This is a genomic window from Mycobacterium paraffinicum (assembly GCF_001907675.1).
GTDB lineage: Bacteria > Actinomycetota > Actinomycetes > Mycobacteriales > Mycobacteriaceae > Mycobacterium > Mycobacterium paraffinicum_A.
This window is the reverse complement of the sequence record NZ_MPNT01000018.1, coordinates 1-18,319: the sequence shown is the minus strand read 5'-3', so window position 1 is coordinate 18,319 and position 18,319 is coordinate 1. Positions and strand designations below refer to the sequence as shown.

At 70.5% G+C, this 18,319-nt stretch carries 18 protein-coding genes; 12 read left to right on the top strand and 6 right to left on the bottom strand.

All coding sequences use genetic code 11. The annotated features are described in order from the left end of the window. Nucleotides 1-16: 16 nt before the first annotated feature. Together dut and BRW65_RS19035 are read left to right on the top strand one after the other, a co-directional pair. On the top strand, nt 17-481 hold the full coding sequence (gene dut, locus BRW65_RS19040; protein WP_067780641.1) for a dUTP diphosphatase: 465 nt from the start codon (nt 17-19) through the stop codon (nt 479-481). Continuing rightward, nucleotides 481-1,233: a DUF3710 domain-containing protein gene (locus BRW65_RS19035; protein ID WP_073877314.1), complete on the top strand. Its 753-nt coding sequence runs from the start codon at nt 481-483 to the stop codon at nt 1,231-1,233. The genes dut and BRW65_RS19035 overlap by 1 nt, the downstream gene beginning before the upstream one ends. Nucleotides 1,234-1,241: 8 nt before the next feature. Here BRW65_RS19035 and BRW65_RS19030 read toward each other — a convergent pair whose 3' ends face one another. Beyond that, nucleotides 1,242-1,943 (bottom strand): hypothetical protein, encoded by a 702-nt coding sequence (locus BRW65_RS19030; protein WP_073877312.1) that lies wholly within the window; start codon nt 1,941-1,943, stop codon nt 1,242-1,244. A gap of 136 nt (nt 1,944-2,079) precedes the next feature. Between BRW65_RS19030 and BRW65_RS19025 the strand changes: the two genes are divergently transcribed. Continuing rightward, nucleotides 2,080-2,448 carry an OB-fold nucleic acid binding domain-containing protein gene (locus BRW65_RS19025; RefSeq protein WP_073877309.1) on the top strand — a complete coding sequence of 123 codons (369 nt, stop codon included), beginning with the start codon at nt 2,080-2,082 and terminating at the stop codon, nt 2,446-2,448. Nucleotides 2,449-2,522: 74 nt separating this feature from the next. Beyond that, nucleotides 2,523-3,164 (top strand): DUF3159 domain-containing protein, encoded by a 642-nt coding sequence (locus BRW65_RS19020; RefSeq protein ID WP_244168143.1) that lies wholly within the window; start codon nt 2,523-2,525, stop codon nt 3,162-3,164. A 106-nt stretch (nt 3,165-3,270) separates the two neighbouring features. Here BRW65_RS19020 and BRW65_RS19015 read toward each other — a convergent pair whose 3' ends face one another. Further along, nucleotides 3,271-3,948, bottom strand: a complete 678-nt coding sequence (locus tag BRW65_RS19015) for a potassium channel family protein (protein ID WP_073877306.1) — start codon at nt 3,946-3,948, stop codon at nt 3,271-3,273. A 10-nt stretch (nt 3,949-3,958) separates the two neighbouring features. Further along, a complete protein-coding gene (locus tag BRW65_RS19010; protein WP_167374071.1) occupies nt 3,959-4,627 on the bottom strand; it encodes a potassium channel family protein in 669 nt (222 codons plus the stop codon). Nucleotides 4,628-4,755: 128 nt separating this feature from the next. On the opposite strand from BRW65_RS19010, the gene BRW65_RS19005 reads away from it, so the two are divergent. The 4 genes from BRW65_RS19005 (at nt 4,756) to dxs (ending at nt 11,508) form a co-directional block, all read left to right on the top strand. Further along, nucleotides 4,756-6,750, top strand: coding sequence for an APC family permease (locus BRW65_RS19005; protein WP_073877302.1), 1,995 nt, complete (start codon nt 4,756-4,758; stop codon nt 6,748-6,750). Continuing rightward, nucleotides 6,747-7,940 carry a class I SAM-dependent RNA methyltransferase gene (locus BRW65_RS19000; protein WP_073877300.1) on the top strand — a complete coding sequence of 398 codons (1,194 nt, stop codon included), beginning with the start codon at nt 6,747-6,749 and terminating at the stop codon, nt 7,938-7,940. The genes BRW65_RS19005 and BRW65_RS19000 overlap by 4 nt, the downstream gene beginning before the upstream one ends. Nucleotides 7,941-8,070: 130 nt before the next feature. Further along, nucleotides 8,071-9,534 carry a potassium/proton antiporter gene (locus BRW65_RS18995; protein ID WP_073877298.1) on the top strand — a complete coding sequence of 488 codons (1,464 nt, stop codon included), beginning with the start codon at nt 8,071-8,073 and terminating at the stop codon, nt 9,532-9,534. Nucleotides 9,535-9,594: 60 nt separating this feature from the next. After that, complete coding sequence (gene dxs / locus BRW65_RS18990; protein ID WP_073877296.1) at nt 9,595-11,508, top strand: 1-deoxy-D-xylulose-5-phosphate synthase; 1,914 nt, start codon at nt 9,595-9,597, stop codon at nt 11,506-11,508. On the opposite strand, the gene BRW65_RS18985 is transcribed toward dxs, so the two are convergent. From BRW65_RS18985 to BRW65_RS18975, 3 genes are all read right to left on the bottom strand, one after another. After that, a complete protein-coding gene (locus BRW65_RS18985; protein WP_073877294.1) occupies nt 11,505-12,833 on the bottom strand; it encodes an HRDC domain-containing protein in 1,329 nt (442 codons plus the stop codon). The genes dxs and BRW65_RS18985 overlap by 4 nt on opposite strands. Before the next feature lies 1 nt (nt 12,834). After that, entirely contained in the window at nt 12,835-13,491 is a 657-nt protein-coding gene (locus BRW65_RS18980; protein ID WP_073877292.1) for a DUF3000 domain-containing protein, read from the bottom strand. A gap of 76 nt (nt 13,492-13,567) precedes the next feature. Continuing rightward, nucleotides 13,568-14,389 carry an enoyl-CoA hydratase/isomerase family protein gene (locus BRW65_RS18975; RefSeq protein ID WP_073877290.1) on the bottom strand — a complete coding sequence of 274 codons (822 nt, stop codon included), beginning with the start codon at nt 14,387-14,389 and terminating at the stop codon, nt 13,568-13,570. A gap of 57 nt (nt 14,390-14,446) precedes the next feature. Between BRW65_RS18975 and hemE the strand changes: the two genes are divergently transcribed. Genes hemE through BRW65_RS18955 form a run of 4 tightly spaced genes read left to right on the top strand, consistent with a single transcriptional unit; the run spans nt 14,447 to nt 18,298 of the window. Beyond that, nucleotides 14,447-15,496, top strand: coding sequence for a uroporphyrinogen decarboxylase (gene hemE, locus BRW65_RS18970; protein WP_073877288.1), 1,050 nt, complete (start codon nt 14,447-14,449; stop codon nt 15,494-15,496). Next, nucleotides 15,493-16,848, top strand: a complete 1,356-nt coding sequence (locus BRW65_RS18965; RefSeq protein WP_073877286.1) for a protoporphyrinogen oxidase — start codon at nt 15,493-15,495, stop codon at nt 16,846-16,848. The genes hemE and BRW65_RS18965 overlap by 4 nt, the downstream gene beginning before the upstream one ends. Nucleotides 16,849-16,853: 5 nt before the next feature. Then, nucleotides 16,854-17,549, top strand: coding sequence for a hydrogen peroxide-dependent heme synthase (gene hemQ, locus BRW65_RS18960; protein ID WP_073877284.1), 696 nt, complete (start codon nt 16,854-16,856; stop codon nt 17,547-17,549). Beyond that, nucleotides 17,546-18,298 carry a class I SAM-dependent methyltransferase gene (locus BRW65_RS18955; RefSeq protein WP_073877282.1) on the top strand — a complete coding sequence of 251 codons (753 nt, stop codon included), beginning with the start codon at nt 17,546-17,548 and terminating at the stop codon, nt 18,296-18,298. The genes hemQ and BRW65_RS18955 overlap by 4 nt, the downstream gene beginning before the upstream one ends. Nucleotides 18,299-18,319: the final 21 nt, after the last annotated feature.

The window sequence follows — 18,319 nt, the reverse complement described above, 5'->3', positions numbered from 1 at the left end:
GGTAGTCTGTGGCCCCGTGTCGACCAGTCTGGCCATCATCCGCCTCGATCCCGAGCTTCCACTGCCCACGCGCGCCCATGAGGGCGATGCGGGAGTGGATCTCTACAGCGCGGAAGACCTCAAGCTGGAACCCGGGCGACGCGCCCTGGTGCGCACCGGCGTCGCGGTCGCGATCCCGTTCGGGATGGTCGGGTTGGTCCACCCGCGTTCCGGATTGGCGTCGCGCGTGGGGCTTTCGATCGTCAACAGTCCCGGCACCATCGACGCGGGCTATCGCGGCGAGATCAAGGTGGCGCTGATCAACCTCGACCCTGCCGAGCCCATCGTGGTGCATCGTGGCGACCGCATCGCCCAGCTGCTGGTGCAGCGGGTCGAGTTGGTCGAGCTGGTCGAGGTGTCGTCCTTCGACGAGGCCGGGCTGGCCGAAACCTCCCGTGGCGACGGTGGCCACGGTTCCTCCGGCGGACATGCGAGTTTGTGATGGCACTTAAGAGACGCAACGACGACAGTGACGAGCCGGTGGACGCGCAAGCTGCCGCCGACCCGATCGACGACGAGTACGACGAGGAGCTCGAGGGCCCATTCGACATCGACGACTTCGACGACCCATCGGTCGCGGAGCTGGCGCGCCTGGACCTGGGCTCGGTGCTCATCCCCATGCCGGAGGCGGGCCAGCTGCAGGTGGAGCTGACCGAGACCGGGGTCCCGAGCGCGGTGTGGGTCGTCACGCCCAACGGCCGCTTCACCATCGCCGCCTACGCGGCGCCGAAGACGGGTGGCCTGTGGCGCGAGGTGGCCGGTGAGCTCGCCGATTCGCTGCGCAAGGACTCGGCCAAAGTCAGCATCAAGGACGGGCCGTGGGGCCGCGAGGTGGTCGGCTCCGCGTCCGGGGCGGTGCGCTTCATCGGGGTCGACGGCTACCGCTGGATGATCCGCTGCGTCATCAACGGCCCGCACGAGACCATGGAGGCTCTCGAGCAGGAAGCGCGAGCGGCGTTGGCCGACACCGTCGTTCGCCGTGGCGACACGCCCCTTCCGGTGCGCACGCCGTTGACCGTGCAGCTGCCCGAGCCGATGGCGCAGCAACTGCGGGAAGCCGCGGCCGCCCAACAAGCCGAGGCGCAACAGGCCCAACAACAAGGCGAGGCCGAGGCGGGGTCCAACGAGCCGGCGGCGCGCCGCAGCGTCGAGGGCTCGGCCATGCAGCAGCTGCGGACCACCACCGGCGGCTGACCCGCCCTTCAGCTGGCGTCGGCGAGCGCGGCCAGGCACGCCGCGCCCAGCGCGGCGGGGTCCGCGCCGATCTGGTCGAGCGTCACCGTCCGCAGCGCCGCGCGCGGCGCGGCGTCGACCCACTCCACACCGACATCCAGCGGATGGATCGGATCGTCGACCGCGGCCGCCACGCCCAGGGGCACGGACAGCCGGGCCAGCGCGGCACGGCTGGGCGCCACGTAGGCGGCGGCCTCGTCCATCGCGTCGGGCAGTTGCGGCCACTGCGCCCGCCACGACCGGGCCAGCTCGTCGGCCAGCCACGGCGGGCTGGACGCCCGCATCTGACCGGTCGTCACGGCCAGCCCGTCGGCGCGCAGCTGCGACGCCGTATACCGCGCCGCGAGCGCCGCGGGCGCCGCTTCGGGGTCGCCGGCCCACGCCGGCAGCGCGGCCAGGGCGGCGACCGCCTTATCCGCATGAGCCAGTGCCCAGGCGGCCGCCACCGCCGCGCCGATCGACACGCCGCCGACGGCGATCGGGCCGGTGCGCGCGGCGGCATCCAAGGCCGACACGTAGCCGTCGATCAACCGATCCGGCCGCGGCGGCGGGGCCACCAGCACCGCTCCCACGTCGCCCAACGGGCCCGAAAACGCCCGCTGAACGTAGTCGTCGTCGGACCCGGTGCCGGGCAACAACACCGTCGTGACACCCCGCAGGTCGACAGCCACCCCCTGATAGTGCCCCGGCGTTCAGCCCCGCTCCAACACGACGTTTGAGTCGGTTGGCGCGCGGGAACCAACAGGTCTACGGTGTCCGTTGGCATAGGTGAAGCGCCGAGGCTTAACAGCATTGTCAGGAGTGGCCATGGGGGCCCAAGGATATCTGCGCCGGCTCAGCCGTCGTTTGACGGAGGCGCCGGAGCAACGCGACTCCGAGGAGTTGTCCGACGAGGTCGCGAGCACTGGCGCGCAACGGGTTATCGACTGCGAGCGTGGCCAGGAGGTCACGATGGTCGGCACGCTGCGCAGCGTGGAATGTAATGGTAAGGCCTGCGCGGGCGGTGTCCGCGCCGAGCTGTTCGACGGCAGCGACACCGTCACGTTGGTGTGGTTGGGTCAGCGCCGGATCCCCGGCATCGACTCGGGCCGCAAGCTGCGGGTTCGGGGCCGGCTGGGCAAGCTGGAGAACGGCACCAAGGCCATCTACAACCCGCACTACGAAATTCAGCGGTGACCCGACCCGACGATCGGGGGTCGAGTTCAGGACCCCACGAGTCGGGCGCGGCTGAGCGCGCGACCGTCAACCTCATCACGGCGGAACGGCTGCTGCGGCAGGCGGGCGGCGTCAGCGGGGTCGTCTATTCGTCGCTGCCCGTTGTGATCTTCGTCATTGCGTCGAGCGTGTCGGGCTTGTTCGCGGCGATCGCCTCCGCGCTGACCGCGGCCGGGCTGGTCTTGGTGTGGCGCCTGATCCGACGGGACTCCCTGCAGCCCGCCCTCTCCGGGTTCTTCGGCGTGGCGATCTGCGCGCTGGTCGCCTACGTCGTGGGCGAGTCCAAGGGCTACTTCCTGCTGGGCATCTGGATGTCGCTGCTGTGGGCGGTGGTCGTCGCGGCGTCGGTCGTCATCCGGCGGCCACTCGTCGGCTACGTGTGGACCTGGGCCACCGGGCGGGGTCACGGCTGGCGCGAGGTCCCGCGGGCCCTCCGCGCGCTCGACATCGCCTCGATCTGCTGGGTGCTGGTATTCGCCGCCCGTTTCGTGGTCCAGGGCCTGCTCTACCACGCCGACCGGACGGGTTGGCTGGCCGTCGCGCGCATAGCGATGGGGTGGCCGCTGACCGTGGCGGCCGCGCTCGTGACGTACCTGGCGGTCAAGTCCGCGCAGCGTGCCATGCTCCCGGGCGGCGACCCCCGGGCCCCGATCGACGCCGACTCCGTCAGCGACTAGCGGTGATCGCGAGCGCGGCGGAGCCGGGCGCTGCGGGTCGCCGCCATCGGCCGGCGGTGATCGCGAGCGCGGCGTAGCCGGGCGCTGCGGGTCACCGCCATCGGCCCTAGTCGTCGAGCCCCGGGCCGTCCGGCAGCAGGAGCTTGCGCAGATCCTCTTCGGCCTCCGCGACCGCGACGAAGAGCAGCTCGTCGCCGCCTTCCAGCGGCTCGTCCGCCTCGGGCACGATCACCCGCGGGCCGCGCAGGATCGTCACCAGTGAGGCGTCCCGGGGCAGCTGCAGCCTGCGCACCGGCTTGCCGCCCCAGGGCGTGTCGTCGGGCAGCGTGATCTCGACGAGGTTGGCCTGCCCGCGGCGAAATTCCATGAGCCGCACCAGATCACCGACGGCGACGGCCTCTTCGATCAGCGAGGCCAGCATGCGCGGTGTGGAGACCGCCACGTCGACACCCCAGGCGTCGGTGAACAGCCATTCGTTGCGGGGGTCGTTGACCCGGGCGACCACCCGGGGCACCGCGAATTCGGTCTTGGCCAGCAGGCTGAGCACGACGTTGGCCTTGTCGTCGCCGGTCGCGGCCACCACCACGTCGAACTCGTGCAGGCGTACCGATTCCAGCAGGCTGAGTTCGCAGGCGTCGCCGAGCCGCCAGTGCGCGGCGGGGATGGCGTCGACGTCGACATGGTCGGGGTTGCGCTCGATCAGCGTCACGTCGTGACCGTTGCCGACGAGCTCGCGACTGACGGAGCGGCCGACCGCGCCGGCCCCGGCGACAGCTACCTTCATGTGTCGCTCCTTAACCGAGGTCTTCGCTGGGGGGCAGGGCCGCGATGGCCACGGCCTCGGCCACGCGGCCGGAGATCGCCGCGACGTAGACCTGATCACCGGCTTGCAGGACCGTCTTCGGTTCCGGCAAGACGCCGGCGCCGAACCGGATCAGGAAGGCGACGCGGGCGCCGGTGGCCTGCTCGAGGTCGGTGACCCGGTGCCCGATCCACTCCTCGTGCAGGACGACCTCGGCGACGGCCACCGTGCCGGTCGGGTCCCGCCACTTGGCGGTTTCGGTGTCCCGCAGCAGCGCGTTGAGCAGGCGATCGGTGGTCCAGGGCACGGTGGCGATCGTGGGAATGCCGAGGCGTTCGTAGACCTCGGCGCGCTTGGCGTCGTAGATCCGGGCGACCACGCGCTTGACGCCGAAGGTCTCCCGGGCCAGCCGCGCCGAGATGATGTTCGAGTTATCCCCGGACGACACGGCGGCAAACGCCTCCGCCTCCTCGATGCCGGCCCTCAGCAGCACGTCGCGGTCAAACCCCTGCCCCAGCACCCGCTCGCCGGCGTATTCCGGGCTGAGCCGGTTGAAGGCGGTGCTGTCGCGGTCGATGACCGCGACGTCGTGGCCGATCCGCGATAGCCCGTCGGCCACCGAGGAACCGACGCGGCCGCAGCCCATCACCACTACTCGCACTTCCGATCCTCTCGGCCGCGTCCTGCGTCTCCCATCGGCAACCCACGTCGGACAGCCGATTTCGGGTCGGCAAACATTCTCGCCTACGAAGCTACCGCCAAACCCGTGTGGGCTTACTCTTGGCTCTCGTGTCCAAACTTTCAACCGCAGCGCGTCGGTTGCTGATTGGCCGGCCGTTCCGAAGCGACCGGCTGAGTCACACCCTGCTGCCCAAGCGGATCGCCTTACCGGTGTTCGCCTCCGATGCGTTGTCCTCGGTGGCGTACGCGCCTGAAGAGGTCTTCCTGATGCTCTCGGTGGCCGGCGTGACGGCGTATGCGTTGACGCCCTGGATCGGCCTCGCCGTGGCCGCGGTGATGCTGGTGGTGGTCGCCAGCTATCGGCAGAACGTGCACGCCTACCCGTCGGGCGGGGGTGACTACGAGGTCGTCACCACCAATCTCGGCGATACCGCCGGCCTGGTGGTCGCGAGCGCGCTGATGGTGGATTACGTTCTGACCGTTGCCGTTTCGACGGCGTCGGCGATGGCGAACATCGGCTCCGCCATCCCGATCGTGGCCCAGCACAAGGTCTGGTTCTGCGTGGCGTCCATCCTGCTGGTGATGGCGCTGAACCTGCGCGGCATCCGGGAGTCCGGGGTGGCGTTCGCGATCCCGACGTATGCGTTCATCGTCGGCGTTTTCGTCATGATCGGCTGGGGCCTGATTCGGATCTTCGTGCTGGGCAACCCGCTGCGGGCGGAGTCCGCCGGCTTCCAGATGCACGCCGAGCACGGGCAGGTCGTCGGCTTCGCGCTGGCGTTCCTGGTGGCGCGGTCCTTTTCCTCGGGCTGCGCGGCGCTGACCGGTGTGGAGGCGATCAGCAACGGCGTTCCGGCGTTCGAGAAGCCCAAGTCGCGCAACGCGGCGACGACGCTGCTGATGCTCGGCGGGATCGCGGTGATCCTGCTGATGGGCATCATCGTGCTGGCCCAGAAGATCCGGGTCCAGCTGGTCGAGGATCCCGCCCGGCAGCTGACCGGTGCGCCGCCCGGCTATTACCAGAAGACGCTGGTCACCCAGCTGGCCGAAACGGTGTTCGGCAGTTTCCACATCGGCTTCCTGCTGATCGCCACGGTCACCGCGCTCATCCTGGTGCTGGCGGCCAACACCGCGTTCAACGGTTTCCCGGTGCTCGGTTCGGTCCTGGCGCAGCACAGTTATCTGCCGCGTCAGCTGCACACCCGCGGCGACCGGTTGGCGTTCTCCAACGGCATCCTGTTCCTGTCCGGTGCGGCGCTGTTGGCGATCGTCGCGTTCCGTGCGGAGGTCACCGCCCTGATCCAGCTGTACATCGTCGGGGTGTTCATTTCCTTCACGCTGAGCCAGATCGGCATGGTGCGGCACTGGACCCGGCTGCTGCGCACCGAGACAGATCCGCGGGCGCGGCGCAAGATGATGCGCTCCCGGGTCGTCAATACGGTCGGATTGCTCTCCACCGGCGCCGTTTTGTTGGTCGTGCTGGTCACCAAGTTCGTCGCCGGCGCGTGGATCGCGCTGTTCGCGATGGGATTGCTGTTCTTGATCATGAAGATGATCCACCGGCACTACGGCACCGTCACCCGGGAGCTGGAGGAGCAGGCGGCCACCCAGCACGACGTGGTGCTGCCCAGCCGCAACCACGCCCTGGTGCTGGTGTCCAAGCTGCACCTGCCGACGCTGCGGGCGCTGGCCTACGCCCGCGCGACCCGTCCCGATGTGCTCGAGGCGCTCACCGTCAGCGTCGACGATGCCGAGACCCGCGAGCTGGTGCACCAGTGGGAGGAAAGCGACATCAGCGTGCCGCTGAAGGTCATCGCCTCGCCCTACCGCGAAATCACCCGCCCCATACTCGATTACGTCAAGCGGGTCAGCAAGGAGTCGCCGCGCACCGTCGTCACCGTGTTCATCCCCGAGTACGTGGTGGGGCATTGGTGGGAGCAGGTGCTGCACAACCAGAGCGCGCTGCGGCTCAAGGGCCGGCTGCTGTTCATGCCCAACGTGATGGTGACTTCGGTTCCGTGGCAATTGAATTCGTCGGAGCGGCTACAGACCCTGCAGCCGCACGTGGCCCCGGGCGACACTCGGCGGGGAATCTTCGATTGACGTACCAGGAACTCACGCTGGTGACCGGCGCCCCGGCCAACGGCGGCAGCTGCGTGGCGCACCACGAAGGGCGCGTGGTGTTCGTCCGCTACGCGCTGCCGGGTGAGCGAGTGCGGGCGCGGGTGACCGCCGACCGCGGATCCTATTGGCACGCCGAGGCTTTCGACGTGCTGGAGCCGTCCGACGACCGCGTCGAGCCGCTGTGCCCCATCGCCGGGGTGGACGGGGCCGGGTGTTGCGACTTGGCGTTCGCCGCGCCGGAGGCGGCGCGGGCGCTCAAGGCGCAGGTCGTCGCCAACCAGCTGGAGCGACTGGGCGGGCATCGGTGGACCGGCGAGGCCGATCCGATGTCGGATTCGGGGCCGACGGGGTGGCGCACGCGGGTCCGGCTGGATGTGGGCGGCGACCGTCGCCCCGGCTTTCACCGCTATCACAGCGACGAGCTGGTGACCGATCTGCGCTGCGCGCAGTTGCCGCCCGGCATGCTCGACGGGCTCGCCGAATCGGACTGGCCCCCGACGGCGCAGCTGCACGTGGTCGTCGACGACGACGGCGCGCGTCACGTCGTGCGCACGCTGAAGCAGGGCAAACGGACCGCGACCAAGGTCGTCGAGGGCGGCTACGAGGCGATCCAGCGGGTGGACGGGCGCAGCTGGCAGATTCCGGTGACTGCCTTCTGGCAGGCGCACCGCGGCGCGGCCGCCGTCTACAGCCGGCTGGTCACCGACTGGGCGCAACCGGGCGCAGGCATGACCGCGTGGGATCTGTACGGCGGCGCGGGCGTTTTCGCCGCGGCGCTTGGCGTCGCGGTCGGGGAGTCCGGGCGGGTGCTGACCGTGGACACGTCTCGGGCGGCGACGCGATCCGCCCGCGCCGCGCTGGACGGCCTGCCGCAGGTGCAGGTCGTCACCGACTCGGTGCGCCGGGCGCTCGGCGCGCAACGCTGCAGCGCCGACGTGGCGGTGCTCGATCCGCCCCGCGCCGGCGCCGGGCGCGAAGTCATCGAGCTGCTGGCTGCCGCCGGGGTTCCGCGGGTGGTGCACATCGGTTGCGAGGCGGCGTCTTTCGCGCGCGACATCGGCCTCTACCTCGGCCAGGGCTATGCCGTCGAGAAGATCAAGGTCTTCGACGCCTTCCCGCTCACGCATCACACCGAATGCGTCGCACTGTTGACCCGCCGCAGCCGATAGACTCCCTCACGGTGTGCCGGGAAGTCTGGTCGGCGATGTCCCTGTCGACCGACCGAAAGGCTTAGGTGCCTACCACCGAAGAGCGGGCCGCGCCCGTCGACGCACCCAGCGGTGTGGGACTGCGGCCATCGTGACCGAGACACTTCGTTACGCGCTGATCGTGTTGTTCTGCAGCGCCGTCGGTTTGGTTGCGGTGCTCGCGAACCGTCTGACCGAGCGGTTCAAAATTCCGGTGCCCCTGCTCGTGCTGGTCGGAACGGCGGTGGCGGTGCACACCGTGCCCGTGGTGCAGCCGCCGTCCGAGCGGATCGTGGAGCGGGTCATCACCATCGCGCTGGTGCTGGTGTTGTTCGACGGCGGCATGCACATCGGTCCCGCCCGGTTCCGCGCGGCGGTTGCCCCCATCCTGTCGCTCGGGGTCGTGGGCACCGCCTTCACCGCCGCCGGTGCCGCGGTGATGCTGCATTACGCATGCGGGGTCAGCTGGTTCCCCGCGGTGCTCGTCGCAACCGCGGTGGCCCCCACCGATCCCGCCGTGGTCTTTTCGGTGCTGGGCAAACGTGAGATCAGGGGCCGCAGCGGCACCATCCTGGAGGGCGAGTCCGGTGCCAATGATCCGGTCGGCATCTCGTTGATGTCCAGCCTGATCGCCGCCGGTGGCCTCAGCGCGGCCGGATTCGTCGGGATGGGAACGCAATTCACACTGCAAATGGCGGTCGGTCTGGCCGTCGGGGTGATCGGCGGCCGGGTCCTGCTCGTCTTCATGCGCCGGGTCGCCCTGCCGAGCGAAGGCCTCTACCCCCTGCGAACGCTCGCATGCAGCCTGATGCTGTACGGCATCGCCACGCTCGCGCACGGCTCGGGGTTCCTGGCCGTGTTCGTCGCGGGCATCGTGATCGGTGACGCCCGCGCGCCGTACAAGCCGGAGATCAAGCGGTTCCACGCCGCCCTGGCCGGCCTCGCCGAAATCGTCGCGTTCGCCGTTCTCGGCCTGACCGTCGACATCGCCGTGCTCGCCCATCCCGACGTATGGATCCCGGGGCTCGCCCTCGGTGTCGCCCTGACACTGGTCATTCGGCCGCTGGCGGTGGGCTCCTGCCTGGTCCCGATCCGGCTGCAGCGCAACGAGCGCGTCTTCGTCCTCTACGCCGGGCTCAAGGGCGCGGTGCCGATCCTGCTGGGGGAGTTCCTGCGGGCCGCCCATGTCCCCGACGCCGAACGCCTCTACGGCATCGTGGTCGTCGTCGTCATCTTCTCGGTGCTGGTGCAGGGCAGCTCGGTGCCCGGTGTCGCCCGGCTGCTCCGCCTGCCCATGCGCACCGTGCAGACCCAGCCGTGGGAGATCGGCGTCCGGCTCGCGGACGAACCCGAGGGGGTCCATCGCTTCAGCGTCGCCCGTGGGTCGACCGCCGAGGGGTGCACGGTCGAGGGGCTCAGTGACCGGGTCGGCGACATCTGGGTGAGCATCGTGGTCCGCACCACCGGCCTGGTGCCGGTCCGGGGCGACACCGAGCTTCGGGCCGGCGACGAGGTCGTTGTGCTGGCAGATCCCGAACTTCACGACAGCCTGGCCGAGCTCTTCGGCCGTTCGTAGGCCTGCCGCCCGCCGAGTTGCTTCCCTGTCGTTCCCGCGCCGGCTGCGTAGACTATCGGGATGCTGGAACAGATCCGCGGGCCCGCTGATCTGCAACACCTGTCCCAACCGCAGCTGCGCGAACTGGCCGCCGAGATCCGCCAGTTCCTGATCCACAAGGTCGCTGCGACCGGGGGACACCTAGGGCCCAACCTCGGCGTGGTCGAACTGACGCTGGCGCTGCATCGGGTGTTCGACTCGCCGCACGACCCGATCGTGTTCGACACCGGTCATCAGGCGTACGTCCACAAGATGCTGACCGGCCGCGCCCAGGACTTCGAGAGCCTGCGCAAGAAGGGCGGCCTGTCGGGCTATCCGTCGCGCGCCGAGAGCGAACACGACTGGGTCGAGTCCAGCCACGCCAGCGCCGCGCTGTCGTACGCGGACGGCCTGGCCAAGGCGTTCGAGCTGACCGGCCACCGCAACCGGCACGTGGTCGCCGTCGTCGGCGACGGCGCGCTCACCGGCGGTATGTGCTGGGAGGCGCTGAACAACATCGCCGCGTCGCGCCGCCCGGTGATCATCGTCGTCAACGACAACGGCCGCAGCTACGCGCCGACGATCGGCGGTGTCGCCGACCACCTGGCCACCCTGCGGCTGCAGCCGGCCTACGAGCAGGCGCTGGAGAAGGGCCGCGACGCGGTGCGCTCGATGCCGTTCTTCGGCGAGCTGGCCTACCGGTTCATGCACAGCGTCAAGGCAGGCATCAAGGATTCGCTGTCCCCGCAGCTGCTGTTCACCGACCTCGGGCTGAAGTACGTGGGACCGGTGGACGGCCACGACGAACGCGCGGTGGAGGCGGCGCTGCGGCACGCGCGCGGTTTCGGGCGGCCGGTGATCGTGCACGTCGTCACCCGCAAGGGCATGGGCTTCGGCCCGGCCGAGGACGACGAGGCCGAGCAGATGCACTCCTGCGGCGTGATCGACCCGATCACCGGGCAGGCCACCAAGGTCGCCGGCCCCGGCTGGACCGCCACCTTCTCCGACGCGCTCATCGGCTACGCCAAGAAGCGCCGCGACATCGTGGCCATCACCGCGGCCATGCCGGGCCCGACCGGCCTGAGCGCCTTCGGCCAACAGTTCCCCGATCGGCTGTTCGACGTGGGCATCGCCGAGCAGCACGCCCTGACGTCGGCCGCGGGCCTGGCGATGGGCGGGTTGCACCCCGTGGTGGCCATCTACTCGACTTTCCTCAACCGCGCCTTCGACCAGATCATGATGGATGTGGCGCTGCACAAGCTGCCCGTCACCCTGGTGCTGGACCGCGCCGGCATCACCGGTTCGGACGGCGCCAGCCACAACGGCATGTGGGACTTGTCGATGCTGGGCATCGTGCCGGGCATGCGGGTGGCGGCACCCCGGGACGCCACCCGGCTGCGCGAGGAGCTCGGTGAGGCCCTCGACGTCGACGACGGCCCGACCGCCCTGCGGTTCCCCAAAGGTGATGTGGGGGAAGACATTCCGGCGCTTGAGCGGCGCTCGGGTGTGGACGTGCTGGCGGTGCCGGCCGCCGGCTTGAATCACGACGTGCTGCTGGTGGGCGTCGGCGCGTTCGTCCCGATGGCGTTGGAGGTGGCCAAGCGGCTGCACAACCAGGGGATCGGCGTGACGGTGATCGACCCGCGCTGGGTGCTACCGGTGTCCGACGGCGTGCTCGAGCTGGCCGCGCAGCACAAACTGGTCGTCACGTGCGAGGACAACGGGGTCAACGGCGGCGTGGGGTCGGCGGTGTCCGCCGCGCTGCGCGGGGCCGAGATCGACGTTCCGTGCCGCGACGTCGGCCTGCCGCAGCGGTTCTACGAGCACGCCTCGCGGGGTGAGCTGCTGGCCGACCTCGGGCTGACCGATCAGGACGTGGCCCGCCGGATCACCGGTTGGGTGGCCGCCTTGGGCAGCTCCGTCACCGAAGCGGAGATCCGCGAACACCTCGACTAAGTGGCGTTTTGCGCGCTGCCGTCGATTTCGGTGTTCTCGGGCTGCGGCTCGGCCGGCGGCTGCAGGGCCTCGGCCAGCGGGGGATCCACCAGTTCCCGCTGCCACCGCCGGGCCTGGCCGGCGCGCAGGAACGTCTCGACGGCATCGAGGGGGTCGGGCGCCGGCTCCCAGTCCCAGCACAGCCGCCGCACCAGATCGGGCGAGACCAGGTTTTCGGTGGGTACGTTGACCCGCTCCGACACCCGCGACAGCGCCGCCCGCGCCGCCTCCAGTCGCGCGGCGGCCTCGGGTTTGCGCCGGCTCCAGCGGGCCGGCGGTGGCGGGCCGTTGGGCGCTTCGGCGTCGGCGGGCGGGTTCTTGGTTCGGCGGGCCGCCTCCAGCGCCCCCAGCCAGGTGGCCGCGCTGCGGCGTTGATTGCGCCCGCCGAACACCGGCAGCGCGGTGAGGTCCTCGATCGTCTTCGGGTCGGCGATGGCGGCCTCGATGATCGCCGAGTCCGGCAGGATGCGTCGCGGCGCGATGTCGCGGCGCTGGGCGATGCGGTCGCGTGTCAGCCACAGCTCGCGAACCGCGGCCAGGGCCCGCTGGTCGCGCACCCGGTGAATCCCCGACGTGCGCCGCCACCGGTCGGGCCGCGCCGCCGCGCTGGGATCCCGCGACCCCACCGCCCGCAGATAGTCGAATTCCTCTGCGGCCCAACCGGTTTTGCCCTGCTCGGCCAGGACGTCGGCCACCGCGGCGCGCAGTTCGATGAGCAGTTCCACATCCAGCGCGGCGTAGTTGAGCCATTCCTCGGGCAGCGGGCGCTTGGACCAGTCGGCCGCACCGTGGCCCTTGGCCAGCCCGGAACCCAGCAGCCGCTCCACCATGGTCGCGAGGTTCACCCGCTCGAAACCGGCCAGCCGCCCGGCCAGCTCGGTGTCATACAGGGCCGGCGGCCGCAAGCCGACCTCCGCCAGGCAGGGCAAGTCCTGGTCGGCGGAATGCAGGATCCATTCGTCTTCGCTCAGCACCTCGGCGACGGGGCGCAGCGCCTCCAGCGGGTCGGCCCCGTGGCTGACCGGGTCGATGAGCACCGTGCCGGCGCCGGCCCGGCGGATCTGAATGAGGTAGGCCCGGTTGGAGTACCGAAAACCCGACGCCCGCTCGGCGTCGACGGCGAACGGTCCGCGGCCACGCTCGAGGAGCTTCGCGGCCTCCTGGATCTGGCGGACCGTCACCGAGAGGTCGGGAATCCCTTCGGCGGGGTGCAGCAGCGGCGTGGGCTGGGGCTCGTTGCTGTCGGGCTCAGTGCTGCCGGGCCCGGGGGCCTCCGGTTCGCACATGTCAGGCGCGTGACCGGGAGCTCAGATCGGTGACGCCCGTCGGTGGGAGGCCCGCCGCGTGTTCCAGTACCTCACAGAAGGCTTCGACATGTACGCCGACCTGCGGCGTGGTCGCCGTCCACGACGCCCGCAGCTCCAACTGATGGGCGCGCGGCGGCCCGGAGATGTCCCCGTAGCGCACCGAGGTGGTCGCGGTGACGGTGCCGCCCAGGGCGGTGATCTGCTCCATCCGGGACTCCAGCGCCTCCACCAGCCAGCTCCACGCCACCTCGGGCAGCAGGGGGTCGACGGCCTCGCTGGGGTCCAGATCGGCCTGGATGTAGGCGACCAGGCGGATGGTGCCGTCCCACGCGTCGGCGCCTTCCGGGTCGTAGAGCAGGATCAGCCGGCCGAAGGCGTCGCCGTCGGACCGCTCGGGGACGATCTCGCGGTCGGGATGTTTGACCTCGGCCCCCAGCGCGTAGCTGTACGGCGCCAGGCGTTGGGGCGGACGGATCGGGCCCAGCTCGAGTTCCGGCCGCACGGTGACGCCGTTCATCGCCGCTACCGCCTCGCGGAATGGCTCCGGTTCAGCTGAGGTCACTTGGCGCCGCTCCTGTTCATCCCGGGCGCTCTTCGTCGTCGCGGCTCGGGTCACAGGGTCCGACGGTAGACCCATCGGCCGACAGGCGAAACCAGGCGCGCCGACCGCGACCAAGCCGTTACCAGAGCGCATCGGGGCGTATCGAGCCAGTTCAGGAGGCGTTTCCGCCGGTAAATCGGGCGGGTCGCTTCTCGCGGTGCGCGGCCAGGCCCTCCTGCACGTCGGGGCCGCTGAAGCTGAGGAACTCCAGGCCGAGCGAGGTGTCGAAGGCGGGCGCGAACATGCGGTACCAGTAGTTGAGGCTGTGCTTGGTCCAGCGGATGGCGTTCTGCGCCCCGCGCGCCAGGTCCTCGGCGATCCGCGTGGCCGTGGACAGCACGTCGTCGTCGTCGACGCAGGTGGACACCAGGCCGATGCGCTCGGCCTCCTCGCCGAGCAGCGTCTCGCAGGTGAGCAGGTAGTACTTGGCCTTGGCCATGCCGACCAGCAGCGGCCAGCAGATCGCGGCGTGGTCGCCCGCGGCCACACCCAGCTTCGTGTGCCCGTCGATGAGTTTCGCCGTGCGGCCCGCCACCGAGACGTCGGCGAGCAGGGCCACCACCAGGCCCGCCCCGACGGCCGGTCCCCGGATCGCCGAGACCACCGGCTTGTCGAAGTTGACCATGTTGAGCACGAGGTCGCGGGCCTCCCGCATGATGCGGATGCGGCTCTCGTACTCGCCGATGGTCTCGGCGATCAGGTCGAAGCTGCCGCCGGAGGAGAAGGCCTTGCCTTCGCCGCGGACCAGCACCACGCGCACATCGGGGTCGCGGGCGATTGCGGGCCAGATGTCGGCCAGGTCGCGGTGCATCTGCGGGCCCACCGAGTTGAGGCCGGGGGCGTCGAGGACCAGCGTCAGGATGCCCTTGTCTCCCACTTCGCAGCGCAGGCTGGGGAACTCGTCGTAATTCACGGGGGGGTGGCTGACTGGCACGGTCGTGATAGTACGCAGCGCGGGGACGGGGTCGCCGTCGTGGCAGCATTGAGGGCGATGAGTACCCGTCGCGACCTCCCCGAGTCGCCGTATCTGGCCGCCGTCACCGGCGGCAAACCCGCGCGTCCCCCGGTGTGGTTCATGCGGCAGGCCGGTCGTTCGCTGCCCGAATACCGGGCGCTGCGGGCCCAGACCGACATGCTGTCGGCCTGTTTCGACGCCGAGCTGGTGTGCGAGATCACCCTGCAGCCGGTGCGCCGGCACGACGTCGACGCGGCGATATTGTTCTCCGACATCGTGGTGCCGCTGCTCGGCGCGGGCGTCGACCTGGACATCGTCGCGGGCGTCGGGCCGGTGATCGCCTCTCCGGTTCGCACCGCGGCCGACGTCGATGCGATGAAACCCCTTGACCGGCAACGTATTCAGCCGGTGTCCGACGCGGTCACGCTGCTGGTGGCCGCGCTGGGCGACGTCCCGCTGATCGGGTTCGCGGGGGCGCCGTTCACGCTGGCGTCCTACCTGATCGAGGGCGGCCCGAGCCGCCACCACGCCCGCACCAAGGCGATGATGCTCGCCGAGCCGGAGAGCTGGCATGCGCTGATGGAGAAGCTGACCGACATCACGGTGGGCTTTTTGCGGACTCAGCTCGATGCCGGGGTGGACGCCATTCAGGTGTTCGACTCGTGGGCGGGCGCCCTGTCGCTGGCCGACTACCGCAGCTACGTGCAACCGCACAGCGCCCGGGTTTTCGGCGCGCTCGCCGAACACGGCGTGCCGATGACGCACTTCGGGGTCGGCACCGCCGAACTGCTGGGCGCCATGTCGACGGTCGGCTCGACGGTGGTGGGCGTCGACTGGCGCACCTCGCTGACCGACGCGGCCGCGCGGGTCGCGCCCGGCACCGCGTTGCAGGGCAACCTCGATCCGGTAGTGCTGATGGCCGGATGGCCGGCCGTGGAACGCGCCGCCCGCGCCGTCGTCGACGACGGGCGCCGGGCCGTCGACGCGGGTGCGACCGGTCACGTCTTCAACCTTGGCCACGGCGTGCTGCCGGAAACCGACCCCGGTGTGCTGACCGATCTGGTGTCGCTGGTCCACTCCCTATGACTGGTCCGTCGTATTGCGTTGTCGGGGGTGGGATTTCGGGGCTGACGGCGGCCTACCGGCTGCGCGCCGCGGTGGGTGACGACGCGGACATCACGCTGTTCGATCCCGCCGACCGGCTCGGCGGCATCCTGCGCACCGAGCGCGTCGGCGGGCAGACCATGGACCTGGGCGCCGAGGCGTTCGTGCTGCGCCGGCCGGAGATGCCGGCGTTGATGGCCGAGCTCGGCCTGTCGGACCGCCAACTGGTGTCCACCGGCGCGCGCCCGTTGATCTACAGCCAGCGCAACCTGCACCCCTTGCCCACCGGCACGGTCATCGGGATCCCGTCGTCGGCCGCCTCGGTCGCGGGACTGGTCGACGAGGCGACCGTCGCGCGCATCGAGGACGAACCCGGCCGGGCTCTCGGGTGGCGACCAGGCAGCGATCCCGCGACGGCCGAACTGGTCGGCGAGCGGTTCGGCGAGCAGGTCGTGACCCGGTCGGTGGATCCCCTGCTGAGCGGGGTGTATGCGGGCTCGGCGGCCACCATCGGGCTGCGCGCGGCGGCCCCCGGCGTCGCGGCGGCCCTGGACCGCGGCGCTCCCAGCCTGACGGACGAGGTGCGACAGGCGCTGCCGCCGGCGAACGGCGAGCCAGTGTTCGGGGCGCTCGACGGCGGCTACCAGGTGTTGCTCGACGCGCTCGTCGGGCGCGGCCGGCCGCACTGGGTGCGGGCCGCGGTGCAGCGGCTGGACCGTGCCGAGGCCGGCTGGTCGCTGCTGGACGATACCGGCGCGCGCTGGCGCGCCGACGCGGTGATCCTGGCCGTCCCGGCCCACCGCGCGGCGCGCCTGCTCGCCGAGGTCGCCCCGGGCAGCGCCGGCGCCGCCGGCCGGATCACCAACGCGTCGTCGGTGGTGGTTGCGCTCGCCGTGCCGGGCGACACCCCCTTCCCGGACTGCTCGGGGGTGCTGGTCGCGACCGGGGAGCGGTTGCGGGGCAAGGCGATCACGCTCTCGTCGCGCAAGTGGGGCGCCCGCGGGGATGCCCAGCTGCTGCGGCTGTCGTTCGGCCGGTGCGGCGACGACGTGGCCAGCAGCGTTTCCGACGACGAGTTGCTGGGCTGGGCGTTGAGCGACCTGGTCGACGTGTTCGGCCTGGCCGTCGACCCGCTCGACGCCCGCGTGCAGCGGTGGCTCGAGGCCATGCCGCAGTACGGGCCGGGCCACGCGGAGCTGGTCGCCGAGATACGGGCGGGCCTGCCACCGACGCTCGCCGTGGCTGGCAGCTACCTCGACGGCATCGGTGTGCCGGCGTGCGTCGGGGCGGCCGGGCGCGCGGTCGAGGCCCTCGATCTGAAAGTGGCACGATAGGTTCCATGGCCAAGCTCGACTACGACGCCCTCAACGCCACGATCCGCTACCTGATGTTCTCGGTCTTCTCGGTGCGGCCGGGCGAGCTCGGGGAACAGCGCGACGCCGTGATCGACGACGCGTCGCGGTTTTTCAAGCAGCAGGAGGAGCGCGGCGTCGTGGTGCGCGGCCTCTACGACGTGGCGGGTCTGCGGGCCGACGCCGATTTCATGATCTGGACCCACGCCGACAACATCGAAGCGCTGCAGGCCACCTACGCCGACTTCCGCCGCACCACCACGCTGGGGCGGGCTTGCTCGCCGGTGTGGAGCAGCGTGGCGCTGCATCGGCCCGCCGAGTTCAACAAGAGCCACATCCCGGCGTTTCTGGCGGGCGAGGAGCCCGGGAACTACATCTGCGTGTATCCGTTCGTCCGGTCCTATGAGTGGTACCTGCTGCCCGACGAGGAACGGCGCCGCATGCTCGCCGAACACGGCATGGCCGCCCGCGAGTACAAGGACGTGCGCGCCAACACGGTGCCGGCGTTCGCGCTGGGCGACTACGAATGGCTGCTGGCCTTCGAGGCCCCCGAATTGCACCGCATCGTCGACCTGATGCGCGAGCTGCGCGCCACCGACGCCCGCAGGCACACTCGCGAGGAGACACCGTTTTTCACCGGTCCGCGGGTGTCTGTCGAGCAGTTGGTGAACGCGCTGCCATGACGACCGCTTTCGACCCTAACGACCCCACCCGTTTCGAGCAGATGTACCGCGATGAGCGGACGTCGCACGGCCTGCCCATCGCCACGCCATGGGACATCGGCGGCCCTCAGCCGGTGGTCCAGCAGCTGGTCGCGGTAGGTGCCATCAAGGGCGAGGTGCTCGACCCGGGCACCGGGCCGGGCCATCACGCGATCTACTACGCCTCGAAGGGCTACGCGGCGACCGGCATCGACGGCTCGGCGGGGGCCATCGAGCGGGCGCGTGCGAACGCCGAAAAGGCCGGCGTGTCGGTCAATTTCGAATTGGCCGATGCCACCAAGCTGGACGGGTTCGACGGCCGGTTCGACACCGTCGTCGACTGCGCCTTCTACCACACCTTCAGCACCGAGCCCGAGCTTCGGCAGTCCTACGTGCGGGCGCTGCACCGCGCGACCAAGCCGGGCGCGCGGCTGTACATGTTCGAGTTCGGCCAACACAACATCAACGGCTTCAAGATGCTGCGGTCGTTGTCCGAGAACGACTTTCGCGACGTGCTTCCCGCCGGCGGCTGGGAGATCACGTATCTCGGCACGACCACCTACCAGGTCAACGTCAGCGTCGACTCCATCGAGCTGATGGCCGCGCGTAATCCCGACATGGCCGATCAGGCGCAGGTGTTGCTGGAGCGCTTCCGCGTGATCGAGCCCTGGCTCGAAGGTGCGCGGGCGCACGCCCCGTTCTGGGAAGTGCACGCCACCCGGGTGGACTGAGCCAGCCCGCGGCCCCGAGTT